Raw genomic sequence first — 24,132 nt, forward strand, 5'->3', positions numbered from 1 at the left:
CGCCTGGGCCTCGCGGGGACGAGACTCGACATCGACCCCGGAGGAGCCGCGATGACCGCGCACCGCCAGCCCGCCCTGTTCGCCACCGACCCCGAGCTCGCCGCGCTCGTGTCCGCCGAGGAGACCCTCCAGGCGGAGACCCTGCGGCTGATCCCCAGCGAGAACTACGTCTCCGCGGCCGTGCTGGAGGCCTCCGGCACCGTCCTGCAGAACAAGTACAGCGAGGGCTACCCGGGCCGCCGCTACTACGAGGGCCAGCAGAACATCGACCGCGTCGAGGCCCTCGCCATCGAGCGGGCCAAGGGCCTGTTCGGGGTGGACCACGCCAACGTCCAGCCGTACTCCGGCTCCCCGGCCAACCTGGCCGTCTACCTGGCCTTCGCGAAGCCCGGCGACACGGTGATGGGCATGGCCCTGCCGATGGGCGGGCACCTGACGCACGGCTGGGGCGTCTCGGCGACGGGCTCCTGGTTCCGCGGCGTCCAGTACGGCGTGAGCGCCGACACCGGCCTCGTCGACTACGACGCGGTGCGGGCGCTGGCCCTGGCCGAACGCCCGAAGATCATCTTCTGTGGCGGTACGGCGCTGCCCCGCACCATCGACTTCGAGGCCTTCGCCTCCATCGCCGAGGAGGCCGGCTCGGTCCTCGTCGCGGACGTGGCCCACATCGCCGGCCTGATCGCGGGCGGAGCCCACCCCTCCCCGGCGGGCCACGTCGACGTGATCTCCACGACCACCCACAAGACCCTGCGCGGCCCGCGCGGCGCGATGCTGATGTGCAGGGAGGAGCACGCGAAGGCCATCGACAAGGCGGTCTTCCCGGGCCTCCAGGGCGGCCCGCACAACCAGACGACGGCGGGCATCGCGGTGGCCCTGCACGAGGCCGCGCAGCCGTCCTTCGTCTCGTACGCGCACGCGGTCGTGGCCAACGCGAAGGCGCTGGCCGCGGCGCTGCTGGAGCGGGGCTTCGACCTGGTCTCGGGCGGCACGGACAACCACCTGATCCTGATCGACCTCACCGGCAAGGACGTCCCCGGCAAGGTCGCGGCGAAGGCGCTGGACCGGGCGGGGATCGTGGTCAACTACAACACGGTGCCGTTCGACCCGCGCAAGCCGTTCGACCCGTCGGGCATCCGCATCGGCACGCCGTCGCTGACCTCGCGGGGTCTTACCGTCGCCCACATGCCGGTGGTGGCGGACTGGATCTCCCGCGCGGTGGACGCCGCCGCCAAGGCCGACGAGGCGGCCCTCGCCGCGATCCGCTCCGAGGTCGCGGACCTCATGGCCGCCTTCCCGGCCCCGGGGCTCCCGCTCTGATCTTTGACGCGCCGCTCGCACGGCTCGGCCCTGGCGGGCCTCCCCGGCTTCGCGCCGCTGCGCCGGAGTCCGTCCGGCGGGTGCGGGGCGGGGCCACCGGGGCTCCGCGCCCGGTGCGCTCAAACGTCGCGCGGGCTGGAGAATCCAGCCTCGCCGGCGTTTGAGGCGCGGGGGTCTGGGGGCGGAGCCCCCAGGGGGTCCGGGGCGCAGCCCCGGGGAACGGGCGAAGGGCGGGTAGGGGAACCGGCCCCGCGCAGCGGCAACGCACCCGCACCCGGCCCATCGCCCAGGCCCACGGCACCCGGCCCGCCGCACGGAGGCGGCCCGCGCAGGTGGAAGAATGGGGGCATGGCTTCTGACCGTCCTCGCGCGCTCTCCGGCATCCAGCCCACCTCCGGCTCGTTCCACCTCGGGAACTACCTCGGAGCGATCCGCCAGTACGTCGCCCTCCAGGAGACGCACGACGCCTTCTACATGGTCGTCGACCTCCACGCGATCACCATGCCGCAGGATCCGAAGGACCTCCGCGCGAACACCCGCCTGTCCGCCGCGCAGCTCCTCGCGGCCGGCCTGGACCCCGAGCGGTGCACGCTCTTCATCCAGAGCCACGTCCCGGAGCACGCGCAGCTCGGCTGGGTCATGAACTGCATCACCGGCTTCGGCGAGGCCAGCCGGATGACCCAGTTCAAGGACAAGTCCGCCAAGGGCGGGGTCAACAGCGCCAGCGTCGGCCTGTTCACGTACCCGATCCTCCAGGTCGCCGACATCCTCCTCTACCAGGCGAACGCCGTCCCGGTCGGCGAGGACCAGCGCCAGCACATCGAGCTGACCCGCGACCTGGCCGAGCGCTTCAACCAGCGCTTCGGCCGGACCTTCACCCTCCCCGCCGCGCACATCGTCAAGGAGGTCGCGAAGATCTACGACCTCCAGGACCCGGCGATCAAGATGTCGAAGTCCGCGTCGTCCCCCAAGGGTCTGATCAACCTCCTCGACGAGCCCAAGGTCACCGAGAAGAAGATCAAGAGCGCGGTCACCGACACGGACACCGTGATCCGGTTCGACACCGAGAACAAGCCGGGCGTCAGCAACCTGCTCACCATCCTGTCCACCCTCACGGGCGAGTCCGTCCCCGCCCTGGAGGCCTCGTACGAGGGCAAGGGTTACGGTGCGCTCAAGACCGACCTCGCCGGCGTGATGGTCGATTTCGTCACACCCTTCCGGCAGCGCACCCAGGAGTTCCTGGACGACCCGGAGACCCTGGACTCCCTGCTGGCCAAGGGTGCGGAGAAGGCCCGGGCGGTCGCCGCCGAGACCCTCGCGCAGGCCTACGACCACCTCGGTTTCCTGCCCGCCAAGCACTGACGGACTTCGGGCCCCTGGCGGCAAAGGGGGTGCTGCCGCCACACTGAGCGGCAGCACCTCGTACACACACCAAGGAGACACACGTGGGGACCGTAACGCTCGGCGTTTCGATCGCGGTCCCGGAGCCGTACGGCAGCCAGCTCCAGGAGCTGCGCGCCGGCTTCGGGGACGCCGCCGCGCACGGCATCCCCACGCACATCACCCTCGTACCGCCCACCGAGGTGGAGACGGACCGGCTGCCCGCGATCCGCGCCCACCTGACCGAGGTCGCGCGGGCCTTCGAGGCCTTCCCGATGCGGCTGGAGGGGACGGGGACCTTCCGCCCCCTCTCGCCGGTCGTCTTCGTCCGGCTCGCCGAGGGCGCCCCGGGCTGCACCCGCCTCCAGGCGGAGGTCCGCGACCCCCAGGGGCCGCTCGCCCGCGAGCTGGCCTTCCCGTACCACCCGCACGTCACGGTCGCCCACGGGATCTCCGAGGAGGCGATGGACCGGGCCTTCGGCGAGCTCGCCGACTACCGGGCCGGCTGGCGGTGCGAGGGCTTCGCGCTCTACGAGCAGGGCTCGGACGGGGTCTGGCGCAAGCTGCGCGAGTACCCCTTCGGCACCGGGGCCGTCGGCGTTCCCGCGCAGCCCGCTCCACGGGGCGACGCGGCCGTGCCGCGCCCCTGACGCAGGAGCCGCAGGGCGGCCCGGTGCGCGTGGAAGCGGAAACTCCGCAGGAGCAGCGCATGGAACGGGCTGGTCGGGGGACGATCCGTAGGGCGAAAAGTCACAATCGACGACCGTAGCGCCCAAAACCGGCAATCCCTGCTATTTCACTCAGCTCATTTACGGTGGCCCCCATGGACTGGCTGAAGAAACTCCCGGTGGTCGGCCCGGCGGCCTCCGCCGTCATGCGCACCCACGCCTGGCGTTCCTACGAGCGCCTCGACCGCGTGCACTGGACCCGGCTGGCCGCCGCGATCACCTTCATCAGCTTCCTCGCGCTCTTCCCGCTGATCACCGTCGCCGCCGCGGTCGGCGCCGCCCTGCTCAGCCAGGAACAGCTGGACCAGCTCCAGAAGAGCCTCGCCGAACAGGTCCCCGGCATTTCCGACCAGCTCAACCTGGAAGGGCTCGTCGCCAACGCCGGCACCGTCGGCCTCGTCGCCGGCGCCCTCCTCCTCTTCACCGGCATCGGCTGGATCGGATCGATGCGCGACTGCCTGCGCGCCGTCTGGGAGAAGGACGACGAGGACGAGGGCAACCCGGTCCTGCGCAAGGGCAAGGACGGCCTGGTCCTCCTCGGCCTCGGCGGCGCGGCCCTCGCCTCGGCCGCCGCCTCGGTCGTCGGGGCCAGCGCGGTCGGCAAGTCCGCCGAGCTCCTGGGCATCCCGCGCGAGGGCGCGGGCGGGGCGCTGCTGCGCGGCGCGGCCTTCGGCGTCGGCGTGGTGGCGGCCTTCCTGCTGCTGCTCTACCTGCTGACCCTGCTGCCCGGGGTCGAGCCGCCGCGCGGCCGCCTGGTCCAGGCGGCCCTCATCGGCGCGGCGGGCTTCGAACTGCTGAAGCTGCTGCTCAGCGGCTACATGCGGGAGGTCGCGGCCAAGAGCATGTACGGGGCCTTCGGCGTGCCGATCGCCCTGCTGCTGTGGATCAACTTCACGGCGAAGCTGCTGCTCTTCTGCGCGGCCTGGACGGCGACCCGCGACGACGAGGAGCCGCGGGACGAGAAGCAGGAGCAGCCGGCCGCCTAGGCGTCGGTGCCGCCCCCCGGGCCGCGGCGGCCGTGCGGCCAGCGGCGGTTGACCACGAAGGCCCCGCCGGCCAGGAGCACCAGCGCCCCGCCCGTGATGCCGAGGGCGGTGCCGAGCCCGCCGCCGCCGGAGGCTTCGGCGCCCGCCGCGGGGCCGCCCTTCTCGTGCATGGTGGCGGGCGAGCCGAGCGGGGTGGCGTCCGCGCTCTTCGGGGGCACCAGCTCGCCCACCGGCTTGACCTTGCCGGCCGCGGCGAAGCCCCAGTCGAAGAGCGCGGCCGTCTCCTCGTAGACCTCGTTGATCCCGCCGTTGTCCGGGTTCATCACGGTCACCAGCAGCTTCTTGTCGCCCCGCTGGGCGGCGCCGGTGAAGGTGGAGCCGGCCATGGTGGTGTTGCCGTTCTTCACCCCGGCGATGCCCTTGTACGGGGTGATGCCGCCGGCGCCGGTCATCAGCCGGTTGGTGTTCTGGATCTCGAAGTACTCGCGCGGCCTGCCCGCCTCCTGTCGGCCGGGGAACTTCGCCTCCGCCGTGCCGCAGTACTCGCGGAAGTCCTGCTTCTGCAGCCCGGAGCGGGCGATGAGGGTGAGGTCGTACGCGCTCGACACCTGCTCGGGGGCGTCGTAGCCGTCCGGGGACACGACATGGGTGTCCAGGGCCTGGAGCTCCTCGGCGTGGGCCTGCATGTCCTTGACGGTCTTGTCGATGCCGCCGTTCATGGCCGACAGGACGTGCACCGCGTCGTTCCCGGAGCGCAGGAACACGCCGAGCCACAGGTCGTGGACGGAGTAGTCGTGGTCCTCCTTGACCCCCACCAGGCTGCTGCCGGGGCCGACGCCGTCCATGTCCTGGTCGGTGACGTGGTGCACCTGGTCCTTGGGGAGGCCCGGCAGGACCGTGTCGGCGAAGAGCATCTTCATGGTGGAGGCCGGGGGCAGCCGCCAGTGGGCGTTGTGCGCGGCGAGCACCTCGCCGGTCTCGGCGTCCGCGACGATCCAGGACCTTCCGCTGAGGTTGGCGGGCAGGGCGGGCGCGCCGGGCATCGGGTTGACCTGCGTCCCGGGCTGGCCGAGGCGGGCGCCGCCGACGGTGGACATGGAGGGGGGCGGCGCGAGGGCGTCCGGTGCCTTCGGGGGCTGCCCCTTCCCGTCGGCCGCCGGGGGCGGCGTGGGCGCGGCGTGTACGGACGCGCTCCCGGACGCCATGAGCACGGCTGGAGCCAGCAGCGCGGCGGAAAGGACCGTCAGCGCGGTCTTCTTGGCAGACACGCAGGTGAACGTACATCCCGATGGACTGACTGGCGTCCGGGACCGGCCAACGGGGCTCAACCACCCCCGGTACGGCCCACCCCGGCGCGTCCGTCCTGGGGACGAATCCGATACTGGGGACATGAAACTCAGCCGCACCGCGTCCTGGTTCCTCGCAGCGTTCGGAGCTTGGTCCTGGGTGATCTGGTCCACGTTCGTCAAGAACCTCTTCAATGACGCCAGCGGTCTGGCATTCGATGACGGTGAGCCCACGGCCTACTTCTGGGTCCACCTCCTCCTGGCGGTCACGTCCTTCCTCCTGGGGACCGCCGTTGGTGTGATCGGGTTGCGCGGTGTCCTGGCCCTGCGACGGGAATCACGATGACCGTGTTTGTGGTGATTGTGGCGGTGGTCGCGGTCCTGGCGCTCCTTGGGTTGGTCCACCGGTGGCTGTGGGTCCGGCTGGTCCGCGACACGACCCGTGCGGGCGGGGCGGCGCGGAGGGCGGGCACGGTGCTGGCCTTCGCCCTGCCGCTGCTCGCGCTGGCCGCTCTGACGGCGGGCCGGGCGGGCGCGCCGTTCTGGCTGGAGCGGCTGGTGGCGTGGCCGGGGTACATGTGGCTGGCCGTGCTGCTGTACCTCGCGATGGCGATGGCCGTGGCGGAGCCGGTCCGCCGCCTGTGGCTCCGCAGGCTGCCCGCGCCCCCGGCTCCCCGGCCGTCGGAGGGGCTTGAGCTGGAGCCCGCCGCTCCGGGGGCGCAGCCCCGGCCCCTGGTGGAGCCGGGCGGGGCGGAGTCCCTGGTGCGGGAAGGGCCGGGCGGGGGAGCGGTCCCGCAGGAACCCACCGCCACCGAGCCCCCCGCCGGGGTCGGGCGGCGGGTGTTCGTGGCGCGGGTGCTCGGTGGGGCGGCGGTCGCCGCCGCCGCGGGGGTCGTCGGCAACGGGACCTACGGTGTGCTCCGCGGCCCTCGCGTGAAGCGCGTGCAGGTGCCCCTCGCCCGGCTGCCCCGCGCCGCGCACGGGTTCCGGATCGCCGTGGTCAGCGACGTCCACCTCGGCCCGGTGCTCGGCCGCGCCCACACCCGCCGCATCGTCGACACCGTCAACCGCACCCAGCCCGACCTCATCGCCATCGTGGGCGACCTCGTGGACGGCGACGTCGGCGACCTCGGGCCCGCCGCCGAGCCGCTGCGCGAGCTCCGTGCCCGCCTGGGCAGCTTCTTCGTCACCGGCAACCACGAGTACTTCTCCGGCGCCCAGCAGTGGGTGGACCACGTCCGCGAACTCGGCCTCACCCCCCTGGAGAACGCCCGCCGCGAGCTGCCCCACTTCGACCTCGCCGGGGTCAACGACGTCCAGGGGGAGAAGGAGGGCAAGGGGCCCGACTTCCGGGCGGCCCTCGGCGACCGCGACCGCGCCCGGGCCTCCGTGCTCCTCGCCCACCAGCCGATCGTGATCGACGAGGCCGTCCGCCACGGGGTGGACCTCCAGCTCTCCGGGCACACCCACGGCGGCCAGCTGTGGCCCGGCGAGTACCTCGCCGAGCTGGCGAACCCGACCGTCGCGGGTCTGGAGCGCTACGGCGACACCCAGCTGTACGTGTCCCGCGGGGCGGGTGCGTGGGGGCCGCCCGTCCGGGTCGGGGCGCCCTCCGACATCACCGTCGTCGAACTCGCCTCGTACCAGGCCTGACCCGTCGCCGACCGGGCTCCCGACCGCGCTCCGACGGGGCGGGGGCCCGGCGCCCTCGGGATGGGCTCAACCGGCTGCGGGTGGCGCGAGGGTGTCCCCGTGCGCCAGCAGCAGGGCGCCCAGGGAGCCGGCCAGCGCCTCGCAGGTGTCGCGGTCCAGGGGGGCCAGCAGGCTCGCGTAGTGCCGCAGGTGCGCCTCGATGACCGTGTCGATCAGGGTGCGGCCCGCGTCGGTGAGCCGGATGCGCACCGAGCGGCGGTCGGCCCCGTCGCGGACCCGCTCGACCAGGCCCTTGGCCTCCAGCCGGTCGATCCGGTTGGTGATCGCGCCCGAGGTCACCATGGCGGCGGGGATCAGCGCGCCGGCGGTCAGCGCGTACGGCGGCCCCGACCGGCGCAGGGTGGACAGTACGTCGAACTCGCCCACTTCCAGGCCGTGTTCGGCGGTGAAGGCCTTGAGGTACTTGTCGATGAGCCGGTTCATGCGCTGGATCCGGGCCAGCACCTCGACGGGCCACAGCGCCTCCGTGAGGTCGGGGCGCTCCTTCTGCCACTGGCCGACGAGCGCGGCCACCATGTCCTGGTCGTTGCCGTCCTTTTCCATGCCCCAAGAATAGATCAACGTTAAGACACTTGACGTTGAGGCAGTCTCTCTGTTTTTATCTCAACGTTGAGATTGTCAAGGTTGAGATGTGAAGGGGAGTGGGTCACCCATGACGGTCACCGCCACCACCGGCAGGAACCGGGCACCAGCCGCCGCCACCCGGGCGCCCGTCCCGGTCTTCTGGCTCGCCCTGCTGGCCACCCCCATCGCCGCCGGAGCCAACGCGCCGGTACTGATCCTCCCGGACATGGCCCGCGCGCTCGGCGTCGCCGACGCCACCGCCGCCTGGCTGCTCACCGCCTTCGGCTGGGCCATGGCCACCGGCACCCCCCTGATGGCCGGACTCCTGCGCCGCCGGGGCCTGGCCGCGGTGCTCCGCCTGGCCGCCGCCCTCGTGACGGGCGGCACCCTGCTGGTCGCCGCCTCCCCCTGGCTCCCGCTCACCCTCCTCGGCCGCTGCGCCCAGGCCGCCGGCGGCGCCGGGCTCGTGGCCGCGGCGATGAGCCTCGCCGGGACCGCCCGCCGGATGGGCGTCATCAGCGCCGGCTTCGGCATGCTCGGCGCGGCCGGACCCCTGCTCGGCCGGACCCTCGCGGACGGCGCCTCCTGGCGGCTCGCCCTCGCCGTCCAGGCCGCCGCCCTGCTGGCGGTGCCCGCGGTGCTGCGGCACGCCGGGCGCGGGCCGGCCCCGGTCCCCGCGGGCCGCTTCGACGGGCGCGGCGCCGCCCTGCTGACCGCTCTCGCCACCGCCCTGGTGCTGCTGCCGACCCAGCCCCTCGCCGCCGCCGCCGGCGCCCTCGTCGCCGCCGTGCTGCTCGTCCTGCACGTACGCCGCCGCCCCGACGGGTTCGTGCCCGCCGCGCTGCTGCGCCGGCCCGTGTTCGTGGTCTCGGCACTGCTCGCGCTGGTGCTGTCGACCTCCTACTTCACCCTGCTCTTCTCGGCGCCCCGGCTGCTCGCCGACCGGGCCGGCTGGGACGCGGCCTCCGCGGGCACCGGGCAGCTCTTCGCCCTGCTGGCTGGGGCCGCCCTGTCCTGGCTGCTCGCCGCCGCCTCGGCCCGGACGGGCCGCGCGGCCGTCCGTACGGTCCTGGTCACGGCCGGCGCCGCCGCCGCGCTCCTCGGGGTCTTCGCCGACTCCGGCCCGCTGCTGGTCGTCGCCACCGGGGTGGGCGTGTTCACCGCCAGCGCCGCGAACGCGGTCCTGTCGACCCACGCCGTCGCCGCCGCCCCCGACGAGGCCCACCGGCCCAGCGCCATCGGCCTGTTCACCCTCTGCTACCAGCTCGGCGGCGCCTTCGGCCCGGCCGTGGCCACCCTGCTGGTCCTGGGCTGAGCAGCCCCCGGTCCCGGTTCCCGGGCCCTCACCCCTCGCCGGGGTGGGGGTCCGAGGCGCGCTTGCCGCCGCGCGCCGCCGCCGTCTGGGCCATCCCCGGAAGGAAGTCCGCGAACAGCTCGTGCAACTCGCGCACCAGCGGCCGCAGTACCCGGAACCGGGCCAGCACGATGCCCCGCGTGGTCAGCTGCGCACCGCGCTCGGCGAGCCGGCGCGTCTTCTCGCTGCCGGGCGAGCGGTCGAAGACCCAGTACAGGACCAGGCCCATCTGCGAAAGCCACATCAGCTCCGGCAGTACGTCCGCCAGTTCGGCCGGCACCTTCGTCTTCGCCCCGGCCAGCACCTCGCGGTGGATGTCGATGGCCGCCTTGCGGGCCGGCTCCGACTCCGCCGAGAAGGGGCTGAGCGGACTCTCCGGATCCGCCGCGTTCTTGAAGAACTGCGAGGCGAACTCGTGGTAGGGCTCCGCGATGTCCAGCCAGCTCGTCAGCACTCCGGCGAGCCGCTTCTGGAGATCGGTCTCCTGCTCCAGGATCGACCGCACCGCCGCCTGGTGAGCCGCCCCGATCCGGTCGTAGAAGCCCTGGACGAGGTGCTCCTTCGACTCGAAGTAGTAGTACGCGTTGCCGACCGAGACCCCCGCCTCCTTGGCGATGCCCCGCATGGTCGTCTTGTCGAACCCGCGCTCCTGGAAGAGCCGGAGCGCGGTTTCGAGGATCAGCGTGCGGGTCTGCTCGCTCTTGGGCGCCTTCTGATCTGTCACGGTGTCCGACTTTATCGGGGCCCGGAACAGCGGTCGTCACAGGCCGGTTCTCCGGACTCCGCTTCGGAATTGGTCCGGACCGCGGCCCTCCGGGGCCCGCCCCGAACACGCCCGAGGCCCGCACCCCCGGAAGGGGTGCGGGCCTCGGGTCCGGGCTCGGCCGGAAGCGATCAGAAGCGGCGCGTGATCAGCGCGCGCTTGACTTCCTGGATCGCCTTGGTGACCTCGATGCCACGCGGGCACGCGTCGGTGCAGTTGAACGTCGTGCGGCAACGCCACACGCCGTCCTTGTCGTTCAGGATCTCCAGCCGCTGCTCGCCGGCCTCGTCGCGCGAGTCGAAGATGAAGCGGTGGGCGTTGACGATCGCCGCCGGGCCGAAGTACTGGCCGTCGTTCCAGAACACCGGGCACGAGGACGTGCACGCGGCGCACAGGATGCACTTGGTGGTGTCGTCGAAGCGCTCGCGGTCCTCGGCGGACTGCAGGCGCTCACGCGTCGGCTCGTTGCCCTTGGTGACCAGGAACGGCATGACGTCGCGGTACGCCTGGAAGAAGGGCTCCATGTCGACCACGAGGTCCTTCATCACCGTGAGGCCCTTGATGGCCTCGACGGTGATCGGCTTCTCCGGGTTGATGTCCTTGATCAGCGTCTTGCAGGCGAGCCTGTTCTTGCCGTTGATCCGCATCGCGTCGGAGCCGCAGATGCCGTGCGCGCACGAGCGGCGGAAGGTCAGCGTGCCGTCCAGGTCCCACTTGATCTTGTGGAGACCGTCGAGCACGCGCTCCTTCGGGTCGATCTCGATCTGGAAGTCCTGCCACTCCGCCTCGGCCGAGACCTCGGGGTTGAAGCGGCGGATCCGGAACGTGACCGTGATGTACGGCGAGGCGGCGGCCGCCGCCTCCATCTTGTCCAGGGTGGGGGTGGCCATCAGTACTTACGCTCCATCGGCTGGTAGCGGGTGACGACGACGGGCTTGTAGTCCAGACGGACGGAGTCCTGGCCGTCGGCGCCGACCTCGCGGTACGCCATGGTGTGGCGCATGAAGTTGACGTCGTCGCGGTTCGGGTAGTCCTCGCGGTAGTGACCGCCGCGGGACTCCTTGCGCGCCAGCGCGGACACGGCCATGACCTCGGCCAGGTCGAGCAGGTTGCCCAGCTCGATGGCCTCCAGCAGGTCCGTGTTGAAGCGCTTGCCCTTGTCCTGGACGGACACGTTCTTGTAGCGCGCGCGCAGCTCCGCGATCTTCTCGACCGCGGTCTTGATGGTCTGCTCCGTGCGGAACACCATCACGTTCGCGTCCATCGTCTCCTGGAGCTCCAGGCGCAGGTCGGCGACCCGCTCGTTGCCCGTGGAGTTGCGCAGCTGCTCGACCAGCTCGGCGACCTGCTGCGCCGGGTTCTCCGGCAGCTCGACGTAGTCGTTCTCGGCGGCGTACTTGGCCGCGGCGATGCCGGAGCGCTTGCCGAAGACGTTGATGTCGAGCAGCGAGTTGGTGCCCAGGCGGTTGGCGCCGTGCACCGACACGCACGCGACCTCGCCGGCCGCGTACAGGCCGGGGACGACGGTGGTGTTGTCCGCCAGGACCTCACCCTCGACGTTGGTCGGGATGCCGCCCATGGCGTAGTGCGCGGTGGGCTGGATCGGGATCGGGTCCGTGTAGGGCTCGATGCCGAGGTAGGTGCGCGCGAACTCCGTGATGTCCGGGAGCTTCGCGTCGAGCTGCTCCGGCGGGAGGTGGGTCAGGTCCAGGTACACGTGGTCGCCGGCGGGGCCGCAGCCGCGGCCCTCGCGGATCTCCGTGTAGATGGAGCGCGAGACGACGTCACGGGACGCGAGGTCCTTCATGACCGGCGCGTACTTCTCCATGAAGCGCTCGCCGTCCTTGTTGCGGAGGATGCCGCCCTCACCGCGGGCGCCCTCCGTCAGCAGGATGCCCATGCGCCAGATGCCCGTCGGGTGGAACTGGAAGAACTCCATGTCCTCCAGCGGCAGGCCGCGGCGGTAGCAGGCCGCCTGGCCGTCACCCGTGAGGGTGTGCGCGTTGGAGGTCACCTTGAAGAACTTGCCGGTGCCGCCGGAGGCGTAGATGACGGCCTTGGCCTGGAACACGTGGATCTCGCCGGTGGCGAGCTCGTACGCGACCACACCGGCCGACTTCTTGACGCCGTCCTCCTCGACCAGGAGCTGGTCCAGGACGTAGAACTCGTTGAAGAACTCCACGCCCTCCTTGACGCAGTTCTGGTACAGCGTCTGGAGGATCATGTGGCCCGTGCGGTCCGCGGCGTAGCAGGACCGGCGGACCGGCGCCTCGCCGTGGTTGCGGGAGTGGCCGCCGAAGCGGCGCTGGTCGATGGTGCCGTCCGGGGTGCGGTTGAACGGCAGGCCCATCTTCTCCAGGTCGAGGACCGCGTCGATGGCCTCCTTCGCCAGGATCTCGGCGGCGTCCTGGTCGACCAGGTAGTCACCGCCCTTGACCGTGTCGAAGGTGTGCCACTCCCAGTTGTCGTCCTCCACGTTGGCCAGCGCGGCGGCCATGCCGCCCTGCGCGGCGCCCGTGTGGGAGCGGGTGGGGTAGAGCTTCGTCAGCACGGCGGTGCGGCTGCGCTTCGTCGCCTCGATGGCGGCGCGCATGCCGGCGCCACCTGCACCGACGATGACGGTGTCGTACTTGTGGATCTTCATTGGTTTCGCCTCAGCCCCGTTGCCTAGCGGATGTTCGGGTCGAAGGTGAAGATCACCAGCGTGCCCAGAAGGATGGTGAACACCGTGGCGGTGTAGAGCAGGCCCTTCAGCCACAGCCGCGTGTTGGCGCGCTCCGCGTAGTCGTTGATGACGGTACGCAGGCCGTTGGAGCCGTGCAGCATGGCCAGCCACAGCATCAGCAGGTCCCAGACCTGCCAGAACGGGGACGCCCAGCGGCCGGCCACGAAGGCGAAGCCGATCTTGGAGACGCCGCCGTCCAGCACCAGCTGGATGACGAGGTGGCCGATGACGAGGACGACGAGCACGATGCCCGAGAGGCGCATGAAGAGCCACGCGGCCATCTCGAAGTTGCCGCGGGTGGAGCGCGGGGTCTTGCCCGTGCGCTTGCGCGGGGCCTCGATGTAGGGCGCCGGGTTGTCGGTGTCGTAGAGGGAAACGCCCTCCACGTCACCGATCGCCTTGGCGGAAGAAGTGTCAGAAGACATGCGTGTCACTTCCCGAACAGTTCGAGGTAGGCGTGGCCCAGTACGGGGTACAGGGCCCCGATCATCAGGACGACCCAGATACCCACGACCCACCAGAGCATCGACTTCTGGTGGCGCGGGCCCTTGGACCAGAAGTCCACGGCGATGACACGGAGACCGTTGAGCGCGTGGAACAGGATTGCGGCGACGAGGCCGTACTCCAGCAGCGCGACGATCGGAGTCTTGTAGGTAGCCACGACATCGTCGTACGCCTCGGGGGAGACGCGGACGAGAGCGGTGTCGAGGACGTGTACGAACAGGAAGAAGAAAATGAGGACGCCGGTGACTCGATGAGCCACCCAGGACCACATTCCTTCCCGGCCGCGGTACAACGTTCCAGCCGGCACGGAAAACCCTCCGGAAGCGGGGCGGGGGCCAGCCGGCTTCTTTGTCGGTCGGGCCCGGCCGGGTACGGTCCACCGGCCCCGGACATCGTAGCGACGCTTTGTCGGTTCCCTCGCCCGGGGTCCGCCGGTGTGATCAAACAGGCACGGACGGGCTATCCCACAGGGGCGAATAGCCCGAAATCGGCAGCAGACAGACCGTCGTCCGGGTCCCCGGGCCGCGCACCGGCGAGTCGGTCCAGCAGCCGGACGGCCCGGGAGCGGGCCACCAGGCGCAGTTCCTCGGCGGCGATCGAGCGCTCCTCGTCGATCTCGTGAGCCATCCTCCGGCGGATCGCGGCCAGCAGCTGGTCCACCTGCTCCTCCGGCGGGTGCCCGTCCAGGCAGATCACGAAGGCGTGCCCGAAGGTCCGCTCGTACTCCGCGCGGGCCGCGTCGAGCGCGAGGAGCGCGGCGTACGGGGCGCCCTGGCCCAGCTCCGCCGAGGCCTCCCGGGCCAGCGCCTCGGAGAGGTCGCCCTGGGAGAGGTCGTACGAGGCCTCCTCGCAGGCCGCCTGCAGCGCGGCGGTGTCCGGGTAGGGGCGGTGGGCGGCCACCCGGTGGGCCCAGCGCCCGCTGCCGCAGCAGCGCAGCAGGAGGGTGCGGGCGGTCTCGGGCGGCAGGGAGTTGAATCGCGCCAGTCCGGCGCCGGGGGCGGAGGCCGGACCGCGGACCTGCGCCGGAAGGTGGCTGGACAGCGGAGTACTCCTCGGGGCGGGGCGCGGGTGTACCGCCACGCTAGCGATCTCGCGGTGGCCGTGCCCTGCCGGAACGGGGATTTCACCCGGAAGTGAGCCGAAAGGATGAGGCCGGGGAGGTTTGACCCGGCTGGGGAGGGCCGCGGGGGCCCGGAAGGGGGGAGGACGACCGAGGCCGCCACCCCCCACAGGAGAGGCCCCGGTCGCCATCCGTCACGGACTCGTGCGACAAGCCCGTATTCATGTCAGCGTATGGAGTGCGTTTTCTGTCACACCCCGCTCCGCGCAGGCTTGGTTGCTGGTTGTACAACTCGTGGACGAGAGGTACGTGAAAGCCGTAACGTGCGGATTTGCGCCACACGTACAGGACGTTGAACGGGTTGGGGACTTTGCTGGGGGACGACGCGGAGCTGACCGCCGCGGTGCTCGCGGCACAGGACGGCGACGAGAGCGCGTTCCGGACTGTGTACCGCACCGTGCACCCACGCCTGCTCGGATACGTACGCACGCTCGTCGGCGACGGCGACGCCGAGGACGTGACCTCCGAGGCCTGGCTGCAGATCGCCCGCGACCTCGCCTCCTTCACCGGCGACGCCGACCGCTTCCGCGGCTGGGCCGCCCGCATCGCCCGCAACCGGGCCCTCGACCACATCCGCATGCGCGGCCGCCGTCCCGCCGTCGGCGGCGACGAGACCGAGCTGACGGGCCGGGCCGCGGACTCCGACACGTACGGCGAGGCCATGGAGGCCCTGTCCACCGGACGCACCATGAAGCTGATAGCCCAGCTGCCGCAGGACCAGGCCGAGGCCGTCGTCCTGCGCGTGGTCGTCGGCCTCGACGCCAAGAGCGCCGCCGAGACCCTCGGCAAGCGCCCCGGCGCGGTCCGCACGGCCGCGCACCGGGGGCTGAAGAAGCTCGCGGAACTCCTCAGCGCGGAGCTCGGCCCCGCCGGTGCGGCGGGCGGGACGGAAAACGAAGCGGAACCCCGCGCCCGGGTCGGCCATAATGCCGGGGACCAGGCACGGGAGCGCGACCTCGACGCGGTGCCCGCGCAGCGCGCGCGGGCGGGGGACCTGGTGGAGCGAACCGGTGTGACGCATTCACGTTGGCGGACGCAGAAGGACATGTGATGGCCGACGAGCACAACGCGTGGCTGGACAGGGCCACGGCGGACGAGCTGCTGCGCGGAGGAACACCCGGCCCGGCCGGATCCGGCGCCGACCCGCGCGCCCGGGCGGAGGCGGCCCGGATGCGCGCCGCCCTCGACGCCCTGACCCCCCGCACAGCAGGGGGAGAACTGCCCGGTGAGGAAGCCGCCCTGGCCGCGTTCCGCGCGGCCCGCGCCGAGGCTCCCGCGCCGACGGTGGCCTCGGCGGCGGCTGCCGCCCCGGCCGGCCCCGGCGTGCCCGGGGCGGACCGCGAACCCGTGGTCGACCTCGCGCCGATACCCCCCGTACGCATACCCGCGCAGCGGCGTCCCGTCACGGCCGCCCGCTTCGGGCTGGCGGCCGCGCTGGCCTCGGTCGCCGTCGGCGGGATCGCCGCCGTCGCCGGCACCGGCCTGCTGGACCGTGCCGCGCACCTGACGGCCGGCCCCGCCCCGGCGGTCTCGGTCAGCGCCGACTCGGACCCGGCGCCCGCCGGGGACACCGCCGGCGCCACCCTCGTACCGCAGCTGCGGCCGACCCCCTCCCTGGGCGTCGACGGCTTCTCGCGCGGCCCGGACGCCTCGCGGACGCCGGGCACGGAGACGCGTACGCTCCCCGACGTCGCGCCGAGCCTCCCCGTACCGCCCGGCACGGCCGCCTCGGGCGGCGGCGGTGGCGGCGGCGGAGCGGCGGGCACCGACGGCACCCGCGACTCGTTCGCCGGCGGCGGCGCCACCGCCGACAGCGGCAAGAACCAGGGCATCGAGGCGGAGAAGCCGCGCCCCGAGGACCTGTGCCGCGCCAACAAGGCGAAGAAGCTCGCCGACGACCGGCGCGAGTACCTCTCCAAGCTCGCCGGCGGGGCCGAGAAGGTCCAGCGTTTCTGCGCGACCCTGCTGGACGGGGCGACGAAGGGCACGGTCCCGCGCAGTGGCGCCGACCAGGGCAGCGCCCCGCTGCCGCTGCCGTCGATGACCCCGGTGACCAGCGGCGGGCTGGGCTTCCGCACCCGCTGAAACCTTTTTTCAGGTTCGCGTGCGGGGGCTGTAACACTTTTCGAACCGCCGGCGCAGTACGTATCGAGCCGACTGGTCATCGGCCGCGCACGAGCCGGGGTTCCCCCCGTACCCCTGGGCTCGGCGCACCCGGCGCGGGCGGGGCACGTTCCCCCGGCCCTGCCCGCGCCCCCTCTCCCCTTCGGGATCACCAGTAGACGACGACCTTGTCGCCCACCTTCACCTGGTCGAACAGCTCCGACAGCTTCTTCTTGTCCCGGACGTTCACGCAGCCGTGCGAGGCGCCGTCGTAACCGCGGGCCGCGAAGTCGGACGAGTAGTGCACCGCCTGGCCCTGGCTGAAGAACATCGAGTACGGCATCGACGTGTGGTAGAGCGTCGACGTCCACTCCTTCGCCTTCCACTCCACCTGGAACAGTCCCTCGCGGGTCGGCGTGTTCTCCGAGCCGAAGCGCACGTCCATCGTGGAGACGACCTTGCCGTCGATCATCCAGGCCAGGGTGCGGCTCTCCTTGCTGATGCACATCACCCGGCCCTGCATGCAGCGCGGGTCCGGGGCGTCCACCTCGTTGGTGGTCGGCGGGCGCAGCTCGTCATCGGTCGGCTTCTTCGTCAGGCCCTGCACCTTCTGCCAGGTGGCCTCGTCCACCGAACCGGTCGCGGGCAGCCCGTGCTGCGACTGGAAGGTCTTGACCGCGGCGGTCGTCTTCGAGCCGTAGAACGCGGTGGGCGCCGTCGACACCAGCTTGAGCTGGCGCAGCCGCGCCTGGAGTTCGCGGACCTGCTCGCTCTCGTCGCCGTTGGCCATGAGCGCCTTCGCACCGGGAGTGCCCGGCGCCGACGGCGCGGACGAGGACGCCGGCGCGGACGGCGAGGGCGAGGCGGGCTTGTCGTCCTGCTTGGACGGGGAGGCCGAGGGGGAGCCGGCCGGCGCCGAGGGGGCGGCCGGGCCCGCACCGGCACCCTGCGGACCGCACGCGGTCGCGGCGAACGCCACGGCCGCGGCCAGGCCGAGCGTACGGATGAATGCTTTCTTTCGGTGCATGGCGGTTCCCCCGAGTTCAAGGTCGTGTATCTAGGTGATGCCTCACGGGCGTGGACAGTTGCGGACGAACGCGCGATGTTGCCTCCTTGTGACCAGGCCGTCGCGGGTTCGGTGCGGTTCTACCAGCCCCCGGCCCGTCGGCTCCACGGACACGGAGGCTCCACCCATGGCCCGTCCCACGCCGCGCACCGAGAGCGGAATCCCCGTCGCACCGGTCTACGGCCCCGAGGACCTGACGGGATGGGACCCGCGGGCCCGTCTCGGCAGTCCCGGCGAGTACCCCTACACCCGGGGGATCCACCCCACGATGTACACCGGACGGCCCTGGACCATGCGCCAGTACGCCGGCTTCGGCACGGCCGCCGAGTCCAACGCCCGCTACCGGGCCCTCATCGCGGGCGGCGGGACCGGCCTGTCCGTGGCCTTCGACCTGCCCACACAGATGGGACACGACTCCGACGCCCCGCTCGCGCACGGCGAGGTCGGCAAGGTCGGCGTCGCGGTCGACTCGGTCGAGGACATGCGGGCGCTCCTCGCCGGGATCCCCCTCGACCGGGTGTCCACCTCGATGACCATCAACGCCCCGGCCGCCCTGCTGCTCCTGATGTACCAGCTCGTCGCCGAGGAGCAGGGCATCGCGGGCCGGCAGCTGACGGGCACCGTACAGAACGATGTTCTGAAGGAGTACATCGCGCGCGGCACGTACATCTTCCCGCCCGGCCCCTCCCTGCGGCTGACCGCCGACACCTTCCGCTACTGCCGCGAGCAGATCCCCAGGTGGAACACCATCTCCGTCTCCGGCTACCACATGGCCGAAGCCGGGGCCTCGCCCGTGCAGGAGATCGCCTTCACCCTCGCCGACGCGGTCGCGTACGTCCGTACCGCGCTCGCCGCCGGGATGGCCGTCGACGAGTTCGCCCCCCGGCTCTCCTTCTTCTTCGTCGCCCGGACCACCCTGCTGGAGGAGGTGGCCAAGTTCCGGGCCGCCCGGCGCATCTGGGCCCGCGTGATGCGCGAGGAGTTCGGGGCCCGCGACCCCAGGTCGCTGATGCTGCGCTTCCACACCCAGACCGCCGGGGTGCAGCTGACGGCGCAGCAGCCCGAGCTGAACCTCGTACGCGTGGGCGTGCAGGCGCTGGCCGCCGTACTGGGCGGCACCCAGTCGCTGCACACCAACTCCTTCGACGAGGCCATCGCCCTGCCCACCGAGAAGGCGGCCCGCCTCGCGCTGCGCACCCAGCAGGTGCTGGCGTACGAGACGGACGTGCCGCTGACCGTCGACCCCTTCGCCGGGTCGTACGCGGTGGAGCGGATGACGGACGAGGTGGAGGCGGCCGTGCTCGCGCTGATGCGGCGGATCGAGGACATGGGCGGGGCGGTCGCCGCGATCGAGGCCGGGTTCCAGAAGGACGAGATCGAGGCCAGCGCCTACCGGATCGCCCGCGAGCAGGAGAGCGGGGAGCGGATCGTGGTCGGCGTCAACCGGTTCGCGCTGGAGCGGGAGGAACCGTACGAGCCGCTGCGGGTCGACCCGGCGATCGAGGCCCGCCAGTGCGCGGCCCTGGCCCGGCTGCGGGCCGAGCGGGACGCCGGCGCGGTCTCGGCGGCGCTCGCGGCGCTGCGGGCGGCGGCGGCCGGGACGCGGGAGAACGTCCTGCCGCCGATGAAGGAGGCCCTGCGGGCGCGGGCCACGGTGGGGGAGGTGTGCGGGGTGCTGCGGGAGGTGTGGGGCAGTTACGAACCGTCCCGTTCCGCCCACTGAAACGGACTGGCGCGACAGGCGTGTCCTCATGGGACACTCCTGCCCATGCTGGGTGTGACAGATCTTCCTACTTATCTCGCCGCCGTCGTGCTGATCGTGCTGCTGCCGGGGCCCAACTCGCTGTACGTGCTCTCCGTGGCCTCACGGCGCGGGATCAAGGAGGGCTACAAGGCCGCCTGCGGGGTGTTCACCGGGGACACCGTGCTCATGGTGCTCGCGGCGGTCGGCGCGGGCGCGCTGCTCCAGGCCAGTCCGGTGCTGTTCACCGTGGTCAAGGTGCTCGGCGCCGGCTACCTCGGCTGGCTGGCCGTCGGCATGATGCGGGCCGCCTGGGGCATGTGGCGCACCCGCCGGGCCCGGCACGAGGAGCTCGTCACCGGCGAGGAGCCGGCCGGCGCGGCCGAGCGCCCCTACCGGCGGGCGCTGCTGGTCAGCCTGCTCAACCCGAAGGCCATCCTCTTCCTGCTGTCCTTCTTCGTGCAGTTCGTCGACCCCGGGTACGCCTACCCGGCGCTGTCGTTCCTGCTGCTCGGCGTGGTCTCACAGCTGGTCAGCTTCCTGTACCTGTCCACCCTGATATTCGCGGGCACCCGCCTGTCCGCCGCCTTCCGCCGCCGCAAGCGGCTGTCGGCCGGGGCGACCTCGGCGGCCGGGGTGATCTTCCTCGGCTTCGCCGCGAAGCTCGCCGTCAGCTGACCCCGCCCGGCCGTCCGCCCAGACGTCCGCCCAGCCTCCTGCGCAGGCGGTGCACCGTCCGCCGGACGGCCGGGCTCCGCGGCAGGAACGACAACTGCGCGGGGATCCCGCCCGGCAGCCCCAGGGTGGTCAGCCGGCGGCGGCCGAAGTAGCGCCGGGCGTACGGGGTCAGGTGCCGGGCGAGGTGGGCCTCCGCCTCCGCCCGGCGCCCGGCCAGCACCTTCGGCTGCATCGTGAACCCCACCGCCGCGACCAGCCCGGCCAGGTCCGCCGGCGGGTCCTGCGCCGGCCCGTGCAGGTCCGGGACCAGCGCGTCCACCAGCGTCAGCGGGATCCGGTTGCTGTTCTGGTACGGGGCCAGGCGCGCCAGCAGCGCCCCCGTCCCGGTACGCGCCACCGGGATCCCGTACAGCGCCCGGGCCGTCAGCAGCCCGGTCGAGAAGCAGCCCGCCACCAGCGCCGGGCGCAGCCGCTGGTACAGGATCTCGGCCGGCAGCGGCCCGTCCAGCACCGTCAGCCGCGCCCCGAGCCGTTCGGCCTCGGCCCGCGCCCGCCGCCAGTACGCCGCCGGGGCGCTCGGGTGCGGCTTGAACACCAGCTCCCGGTGGCCCCACTCGAAGGCGCCGCGCACCATGTCGGCGTGCAGCTCCTCCTCCTCGTCGGGGGACATCAGCTCCAGCGCCGACAGGTACTGGCCCAGCAGCAGCGCCGGCGGTTCCTCCTCGCGGGGCTCGTAGCCGAGGTCCGACGCCTCGGGCAGGTCCGCGAGCTCCGCCAGGACCTTCAGCAGCGCGGGCGCCGGGACCACCTCGCCCCGCACCCCGAACTCCGTCAGCAGCAGCGGCTCCAGCCCCGGGACCAGGTCCGGGTGCAGCACCCGGCGCACCCGCATGCCGATCTGCGGGTCGAGCCGGAAGCGGGTGGGCCCGTACGACATCAGCCCGTCGGCGTAGACATCGACCGCGGCCCCCGGGAACAGCCGGCACAGGCTCTGCGCGGGCGGCACCTGGAGCGACTCCACGACCAGTTCGACCCGGTCCCCGCCCAGCCCCCACAGCGCGCGCAGCTGCCGCTCCCACATCGGCACGTCCTCCGGGCGCGGGGCCCAGCTGCTCGGGTGCTGCGGGGCGACCACCGCGTTCCAGTCGAGCACCTCGTCGAAGCGGGTGCGCAGCGCGCCGAACCCGGGCGCGGCGTCGAGCCCGGGGGTGACCTCGGGGGAGAGCGAGTGGTTGCTGGTCAGCAGGATCCGCCGGCCGGCCGGCGGGAAGGCGCCCGAGTCGAGGGCGGCGGCCAGGGTGGCCGTCCCGTAGAGGGTGGAGGCGAGGAAGACCTGGGTGACGTTCACGAGGCCGCCCCCGCCGCGTACCCCGCCGCCTGCCCCGCCGCGTGCGCCCCCGCGGCCCGCCGCCGCCGGCGCAGCCCCCGCAGCAGCGCGGAGCGTTCGGCGTCCATCGAGGCGATGACCCGGTCCAATACCGGCGCTGGCATGCGGCCGAGCGCGGCCGCGCTCATGAAACGGAGTTTTTTCGCCACGGCCGGTTCGAACCTCTCGCTGGAACCGAGGTGGTGCGCGATGATCGCGCAATATGTTCGAACGGCCTTGGGGATCAACAGTTCGTATTCCCGGTCGGTCGCCACGTCCGCGAGGACCTGGTCGAATGCGCGAATGAAATCGAGTTGGCGTTCGTCACCGATCTGCGTCAACGAGGTGGGAATTCCCCGCCGGTAGAACACCCCGGGCAGGCCCACCGCGGCGAAGGAGGCGGCCTCCCGGTGCAGCCGCCAGATCCACGGCCGGTCCTCCGCCGTCCGCAGCCCGTCGGTGAAGTGCAGCAGCCCCCGGTCCAGCAGCCGCCGGTGGTACATCCCCGCCCAGGCGTACGGATAGTCCACCGCGGTGGCCCGCGAGGCCGGCAGGATCCCGCACCGCGGATCCCCCACCACCATCTCCGGCCCGTACGGCACCCGCTGCACCACCCGGGACCGGCCCGTCACCTGCACGTGGTCGGTCCGGACGAAATCGCAGCCCAGGGCCTCGATGGCGGCCAGGGTGCGGGCCAGGTGCCCCGGAGCCAGCCAGTCGTCACCGTCCAGGAATGCGACGTACTCCCCGCGCGCCGCGTCCAGCCCCGTGTTGCGGGCCGTGGCCAGCCCGCCGTTGCGGTCCCGTCTGAGGTGCACCGCCCCCGGCACCCCGCCGGCCGCCGCGCGCTCCAGCAGCGCCGGCGTCCCGTCCGTGGAACGGTCGTCGACCAGCAGGAACTCGAAATCCCCGCGGGCGTTCAGTTCGAGACTCTTCAGGGCGTCCGGCGCGTATGCCTGCACGTTGTGGAACGGCACGACAACAGAGAGCTTGAGCACCCGCGAGACAATAGGAGGCACCCCGGCATTCGCCGTGGCCCGGACGCGGATTCCACGTGAACGAAACGGGGCGGGCGCGTTAACCCGCCCGCTTTCGCATTTCGTCGACGGGTTGTTAACCCGCCGTTGCGCGCTCGTTGGGCCGGACACCGGAAATGCGGAATAACTTCTGCCGGGTGCCAGTGCCATTCAGAAGCAGCCCGGCCGGACCACGCGTCGCCGTACTCGCCGACTCCGACACACGCTGGAAATGGGGCGCCCTCACCGCCCGCCGCCTCGCCCCCGGGGACCACCGCGTCACCGGCTACCTGCTGCGCGGCCGGGCCACCCCCACCGCACGCCAGCTCGGCGAGGCCGGCGTCGCGGCGGACGCCGCGCCCGCGGAGGTGACCTGCGCCGAGTTCCTCGCGGAGCTCGCCGGCGGACGCGAACGCCACGACGTGGTCGTGCTGGCCCTCGTCGGCGGCGCCGTCCAGGCCGTACTGCACGGGGCCCGCGCCCTGTGGCCGGAGCCCGCGGCCCGGCCGGTGTTCGTCACCGGCTACGTCGGCGTCGTCTACGAGAAGCTCGCCGACGGACTGCTGCTGCGGCACGGCGCCGACCTGGTCCTCGCCAACTCCCGCCACGACGCCGCCCGCTTCCGCGCCGTGTACGAGGGGGCGGGCGCCGACCCGGACGCCGTCACCGAGACGGCCCTGCCCTTCCTCGACGGGGCGCCGTACGCACCGGCCGGGAACCGCACCCACCGGGTGGTCTTCGCGGTGCAGCCCTCCGTACCGGAGAGCCGCGCCGACCGCGCCTACCTGCTGGGCCGCGCCGCCGGCCACGCACGGCTGCACCCCGACCGGGAGGTGCTGGTCAAACTGCGCAGCCGGCCGGGGGAGCACACCACCCACCTGGAGGAACACCCCTACCAGCGCCTCGCCGAGCGGCTCCCGGGCGGCCTCCCGCCCAACTGCCGGCTGGTCTACGGGCACATGGGCGAGGTGCTGGACACCACCGACCTGCTGGTCACCGTCTCCTCCACGGCCGCCCTGGAGTCGATGCACCGGGGCATCCCGACGGCCGTCCTGACCGACCTCGGCATCCGCGAGGCCCTGGGCAACCAGCACTTCCTCGGCTCGGGCTGCCTCACCTCGTGGGACGAACTGGACGCCGGCCTGCTACCGAAGGCCACCCCCGCCTGGACAACCACCCACGGCGTCCCGGCCCCGCACCACCCCGCCCCGCGGAAACCCGGGGAGCCCGCCGACCGCGAACCCGGGATCCCCGCCCCCGTCGCCCGCGAACCCGGGATCCCCGCCCCCGTCGGCCGCGAACCCGGGATCCCCGCCCCCGGGCCGGACCCCGCCACCGGCCGGCCGGCGGACACCGCCCGGGCGCCGGGCGCGCGCGGAAACCCGGGGGCCCCCGCCCCCGACTCCCAGGCGCCGGACACCGGGAACCCCGCCGACCCGTACGCCGCCGCGCGGCAGCGTCTGGCCGGGCTGCTCGCGGCCGACCGGCTGCCGCCCGTGGACCCCTACTACACGCTCCGCACCGCCCCCGGGTACCTGCCCGGGATCCTGGCCCGCCAGCACCTCGCCCCCGACGGGACCCCGCTCCCCGGCGCCGTCCGGCCCGGCGGGTCGGCCGCCCGCCGCTGGCTGCGGGCGCACCTGCGCGAGGCGGCCCGGGGGGCCTACCGGCACGGGGTCCAGCGCGTGGCCCCGGCCATCCGCAGGCTGGGGGAGCTGTGAC

At 72.8% G+C, this 24,132-nt stretch carries 23 protein-coding genes; 12 read left to right on the top strand and 11 right to left on the bottom strand.

Translation table 11 applies throughout. From position 1 onward, the window contains the following. The first annotated feature begins 51 nt into the window (after positions 1-51). The 4 genes from glyA (at position 52) to D1J60_RS21545 (ending at position 4,411) form a co-directional block, all read left to right on the top strand. Entirely contained in the window at positions 52-1,317 is a 1,266-nt protein-coding gene (glyA, locus tag D1J60_RS21530; protein ID WP_125822185.1) for a serine hydroxymethyltransferase, read from the top strand. A gap of 348 nt (positions 1,318-1,665) precedes the next feature. Then, positions 1,666-2,679, top strand: a complete 1,014-nt coding sequence (gene trpS / locus D1J60_RS21535) for a tryptophan--tRNA ligase (RefSeq protein WP_125604332.1) — start codon at positions 1,666-1,668, stop codon at positions 2,677-2,679. Between the two features lie 83 nt (positions 2,680-2,762). Continuing rightward, complete coding sequence (locus D1J60_RS21540) at positions 2,763-3,347, top strand: 2'-5' RNA ligase family protein (RefSeq protein ID WP_125822186.1); 585 nt, start codon at positions 2,763-2,765, stop codon at positions 3,345-3,347. A 173-nt stretch (positions 3,348-3,520) separates the two neighbouring features. Continuing rightward, positions 3,521-4,411: a YihY/virulence factor BrkB family protein gene (locus tag D1J60_RS21545; protein ID WP_125822187.1), complete on the top strand. Its 891-nt coding sequence runs from the start codon at positions 3,521-3,523 to the stop codon at positions 4,409-4,411. Here D1J60_RS21545 and D1J60_RS21550 read toward each other — a convergent pair. Then, positions 4,408-5,679 carry a D-alanyl-D-alanine carboxypeptidase gene (locus D1J60_RS21550; protein WP_241253350.1) on the bottom strand — a complete coding sequence of 424 codons (1,272 nt, stop codon included), beginning with the start codon at positions 5,677-5,679 and terminating at the stop codon, positions 4,408-4,410. The two genes, D1J60_RS21545 and D1J60_RS21550, sit on opposite strands and share 4 nt — an antisense overlap. 121 nt (positions 5,680-5,800) lie before the next feature. Here D1J60_RS21550 and D1J60_RS21555 point away from each other — a divergent pair, with 121 nt between their 5' ends. Continuing rightward, positions 5,801-6,043 carry a hypothetical protein gene (locus tag D1J60_RS21555; protein WP_125604324.1) on the top strand — a complete coding sequence of 81 codons (243 nt, stop codon included), beginning with the start codon at positions 5,801-5,803 and terminating at the stop codon, positions 6,041-6,043. Next, a complete protein-coding gene (locus D1J60_RS21560; protein ID WP_125822189.1) occupies positions 6,040-7,350 on the top strand; it encodes a metallophosphoesterase in 1,311 nt (436 codons plus the stop codon). Before D1J60_RS21555 ends, D1J60_RS21560 begins: the two co-directional genes overlap by 4 nt. A 66-nt stretch (positions 7,351-7,416) precedes the next feature. Here D1J60_RS21560 and D1J60_RS21565 read toward each other — a convergent pair whose 3' ends face one another. Further along, positions 7,417-7,953, bottom strand: a complete 537-nt coding sequence (locus D1J60_RS21565; RefSeq protein WP_125822190.1) for a MarR family transcriptional regulator — start codon at positions 7,951-7,953, stop codon at positions 7,417-7,419. Between the two features lie 109 nt (positions 7,954-8,062). Here D1J60_RS21565 and D1J60_RS21570 point away from each other — a divergent pair, with 109 nt between their 5' ends. Next, a complete protein-coding gene (locus D1J60_RS21570; RefSeq protein ID WP_241253351.1) occupies positions 8,063-9,289 on the top strand; it encodes an MFS transporter in 1,227 nt (408 codons plus the stop codon). A 28-nt stretch (positions 9,290-9,317) separates the two neighbouring features. On the opposite strand, the gene D1J60_RS21575 is transcribed toward D1J60_RS21570, so the two are convergent. The 6 genes from D1J60_RS21575 to D1J60_RS21600 all read right to left on the bottom strand — a co-directional run bounded on the left by D1J60_RS21575 (position 9,318) and on the right by D1J60_RS21600 (position 14,361). Then, entirely contained in the window at positions 9,318-10,052 is a 735-nt protein-coding gene (locus D1J60_RS21575; RefSeq protein ID WP_125598872.1) for a TetR family transcriptional regulator, read from the bottom strand. A gap of 170 nt (positions 10,053-10,222) precedes the next feature. Next, complete coding sequence (locus tag D1J60_RS21580; RefSeq protein WP_125822192.1) at positions 10,223-10,981, bottom strand: succinate dehydrogenase iron-sulfur subunit; 759 nt, start codon at positions 10,979-10,981, stop codon at positions 10,223-10,225. Beyond that, entirely contained in the window at positions 10,981-12,735 is a 1,755-nt protein-coding gene (gene sdhA, locus D1J60_RS21585; RefSeq protein WP_125822193.1) for a succinate dehydrogenase flavoprotein subunit, read from the bottom strand. Before sdhA ends, D1J60_RS21580 begins: the two co-directional genes overlap by 1 nt. Positions 12,736-12,758: 23 nt before the next feature. Continuing rightward, positions 12,759-13,241 (bottom strand): succinate dehydrogenase hydrophobic membrane anchor subunit, encoded by a 483-nt coding sequence (locus D1J60_RS21590; RefSeq protein WP_007266037.1) that lies wholly within the window; start codon positions 13,239-13,241, stop codon positions 12,759-12,761. Between the two features lie 5 nt (positions 13,242-13,246). Further along, positions 13,247-13,627 (bottom strand): succinate dehydrogenase, cytochrome b556 subunit, encoded by a 381-nt coding sequence (gene sdhC / locus D1J60_RS21595; protein ID WP_125598861.1) that lies wholly within the window; start codon positions 13,625-13,627, stop codon positions 13,247-13,249. 152 nt (positions 13,628-13,779) lie between these two features. After that, entirely contained in the window at positions 13,780-14,361 is a 582-nt protein-coding gene (locus tag D1J60_RS21600; RefSeq protein WP_125824131.1) for a 2-oxo-4-hydroxy-4-carboxy-5-ureidoimidazoline decarboxylase, read from the bottom strand. 389 nt (positions 14,362-14,750) lie between these two features. Between D1J60_RS21600 and D1J60_RS21605 the strand changes: the two genes are divergently transcribed. Next, positions 14,751-15,491, top strand: coding sequence for an RNA polymerase sigma factor (locus D1J60_RS21605; RefSeq protein WP_125824132.1), 741 nt, complete (start codon positions 14,751-14,753; stop codon positions 15,489-15,491). Then, on the top strand, positions 15,491-16,525 hold the full coding sequence (locus tag D1J60_RS21610) for a hypothetical protein (RefSeq protein ID WP_125822194.1): 1,035 nt from the start codon (positions 15,491-15,493) through the stop codon (positions 16,523-16,525). Before D1J60_RS21605 ends, D1J60_RS21610 begins: the two co-directional genes overlap by 1 nt. A 187-nt stretch (positions 16,526-16,712) precedes the next feature. Here D1J60_RS21610 and D1J60_RS21615 read toward each other — a convergent pair whose 3' ends face one another. Then, positions 16,713-17,570, bottom strand: a complete 858-nt coding sequence (locus tag D1J60_RS21615) for a L,D-transpeptidase family protein (protein WP_125822195.1) — start codon at positions 17,568-17,570, stop codon at positions 16,713-16,715. Between the two features lie 166 nt (positions 17,571-17,736). On the opposite strand from D1J60_RS21615, the gene D1J60_RS21620 reads away from it, so the two are divergent. Both D1J60_RS21620 and leuE read left to right on the top strand, forming a co-directional pair. Then, positions 17,737-19,332 carry a methylmalonyl-CoA mutase family protein gene (locus D1J60_RS21620; RefSeq protein ID WP_125822196.1) on the top strand — a complete coding sequence of 532 codons (1,596 nt, stop codon included), beginning with the start codon at positions 17,737-17,739 and terminating at the stop codon, positions 19,330-19,332. Positions 19,333-19,377: 45 nt separating this feature from the next. After that, complete coding sequence (leuE, locus tag D1J60_RS21625) at positions 19,378-20,028, top strand: leucine efflux protein LeuE (protein WP_125598849.1); 651 nt, start codon at positions 19,378-19,380, stop codon at positions 20,026-20,028. Here leuE and D1J60_RS21630 read toward each other — a convergent pair. Further along, positions 20,021-21,376: a polysialyltransferase family glycosyltransferase gene (locus tag D1J60_RS21630; RefSeq protein ID WP_125822197.1), complete on the bottom strand. Its 1,356-nt coding sequence runs from the start codon at positions 21,374-21,376 to the stop codon at positions 20,021-20,023. The two genes, leuE and D1J60_RS21630, sit on opposite strands and share 8 nt — an antisense overlap. Next, a complete protein-coding gene (locus tag D1J60_RS21635; protein WP_125822198.1) occupies positions 21,373-22,392 on the bottom strand; it encodes a glycosyltransferase family 2 protein in 1,020 nt (339 codons plus the stop codon). The genes D1J60_RS21630 and D1J60_RS21635 overlap by 4 nt, the downstream gene beginning before the upstream one ends. A gap of 155 nt (positions 22,393-22,547) precedes the next feature. Between D1J60_RS21635 and D1J60_RS38130 the strand changes: the two genes are divergently transcribed. Next, positions 22,548-24,131, top strand: coding sequence for a DUF6716 putative glycosyltransferase (locus D1J60_RS38130; RefSeq protein WP_241253353.1), 1,584 nt, complete (start codon positions 22,548-22,550; stop codon positions 24,129-24,131). The last annotated feature ends 1 nt before the right edge of the window (position 24,132 follow it).

Source organism: Streptomyces sp. W1SF4 (assembly GCF_003950035.1).
GTDB classification, from domain to species: domain Bacteria; phylum Actinomycetota; class Actinomycetes; order Streptomycetales; family Streptomycetaceae; genus Streptomyces; species Streptomyces racemochromogenes.

Bases quoted from the DNA above. Each gene is read 5' to 3' on its own strand.
- leuE (WP_125598849.1), top strand. From the start codon at position 19,378: ATGCTGGGTGTGACAGATCTTCCTACTTATCTCGCCGCCGTCGTGCTG.
- D1J60_RS21560 (WP_125822189.1), top strand. From the start codon at position 6,040: ATGACCGTGTTTGTGGTGATTGTGGCGGTGGTCGCGGTCCTGGCGCTC.
- D1J60_RS21545 (WP_125822187.1), top strand. From the start codon at position 3,521: ATGGACTGGCTGAAGAAACTCCCGGTGGTCGGCCCGGCGGCCTCCGCC.
- D1J60_RS38130 (WP_241253353.1), top strand. From the start codon at position 22,548: ATGCGGAATAACTTCTGCCGGGTGCCAGTGCCATTCAGAAGCAGCCCG.
- D1J60_RS21610 (WP_125822194.1), top strand. From the start codon at position 15,491: ATGGCCGACGAGCACAACGCGTGGCTGGACAGGGCCACGGCGGACGAG.
- D1J60_RS21615 (WP_125822195.1), bottom strand. From the start codon at position 17,570: ATGCACCGAAAGAAAGCATTCATCCGTACGCTCGGCCTGGCCGCGGCC.
- D1J60_RS21620 (WP_125822196.1), top strand. From the start codon at position 17,737: ATGGCCCGTCCCACGCCGCGCACCGAGAGCGGAATCCCCGTCGCACCG.
- trpS (WP_125604332.1), top strand. From the start codon at position 1,666: ATGGCTTCTGACCGTCCTCGCGCGCTCTCCGGCATCCAGCCCACCTCC.
- D1J60_RS21590 (WP_007266037.1), bottom strand. From the start codon at position 13,241: ATGTCTTCTGACACTTCTTCCGCCAAGGCGATCGGTGACGTGGAGGGC.
- D1J60_RS21565 (WP_125822190.1), bottom strand. From the start codon at position 7,953: ATGGAAAAGGACGGCAACGACCAGGACATGGTGGCCGCGCTCGTCGGC.
- D1J60_RS21580 (WP_125822192.1), bottom strand. From the start codon at position 10,981: ATGGCCACCCCCACCCTGGACAAGATGGAGGCGGCGGCCGCCGCCTCG.
- D1J60_RS21570 (WP_241253351.1), top strand. From the start codon at position 8,063: ATGACGGTCACCGCCACCACCGGCAGGAACCGGGCACCAGCCGCCGCC.
- sdhA (WP_125822193.1), bottom strand. From the start codon at position 12,735: ATGAAGATCCACAAGTACGACACCGTCATCGTCGGTGCAGGTGGCGCC.
- glyA (WP_125822185.1), top strand. From the start codon at position 52: ATGACCGCGCACCGCCAGCCCGCCCTGTTCGCCACCGACCCCGAGCTC.
- D1J60_RS21555 (WP_125604324.1), top strand. From the start codon at position 5,801: ATGAAACTCAGCCGCACCGCGTCCTGGTTCCTCGCAGCGTTCGGAGCT.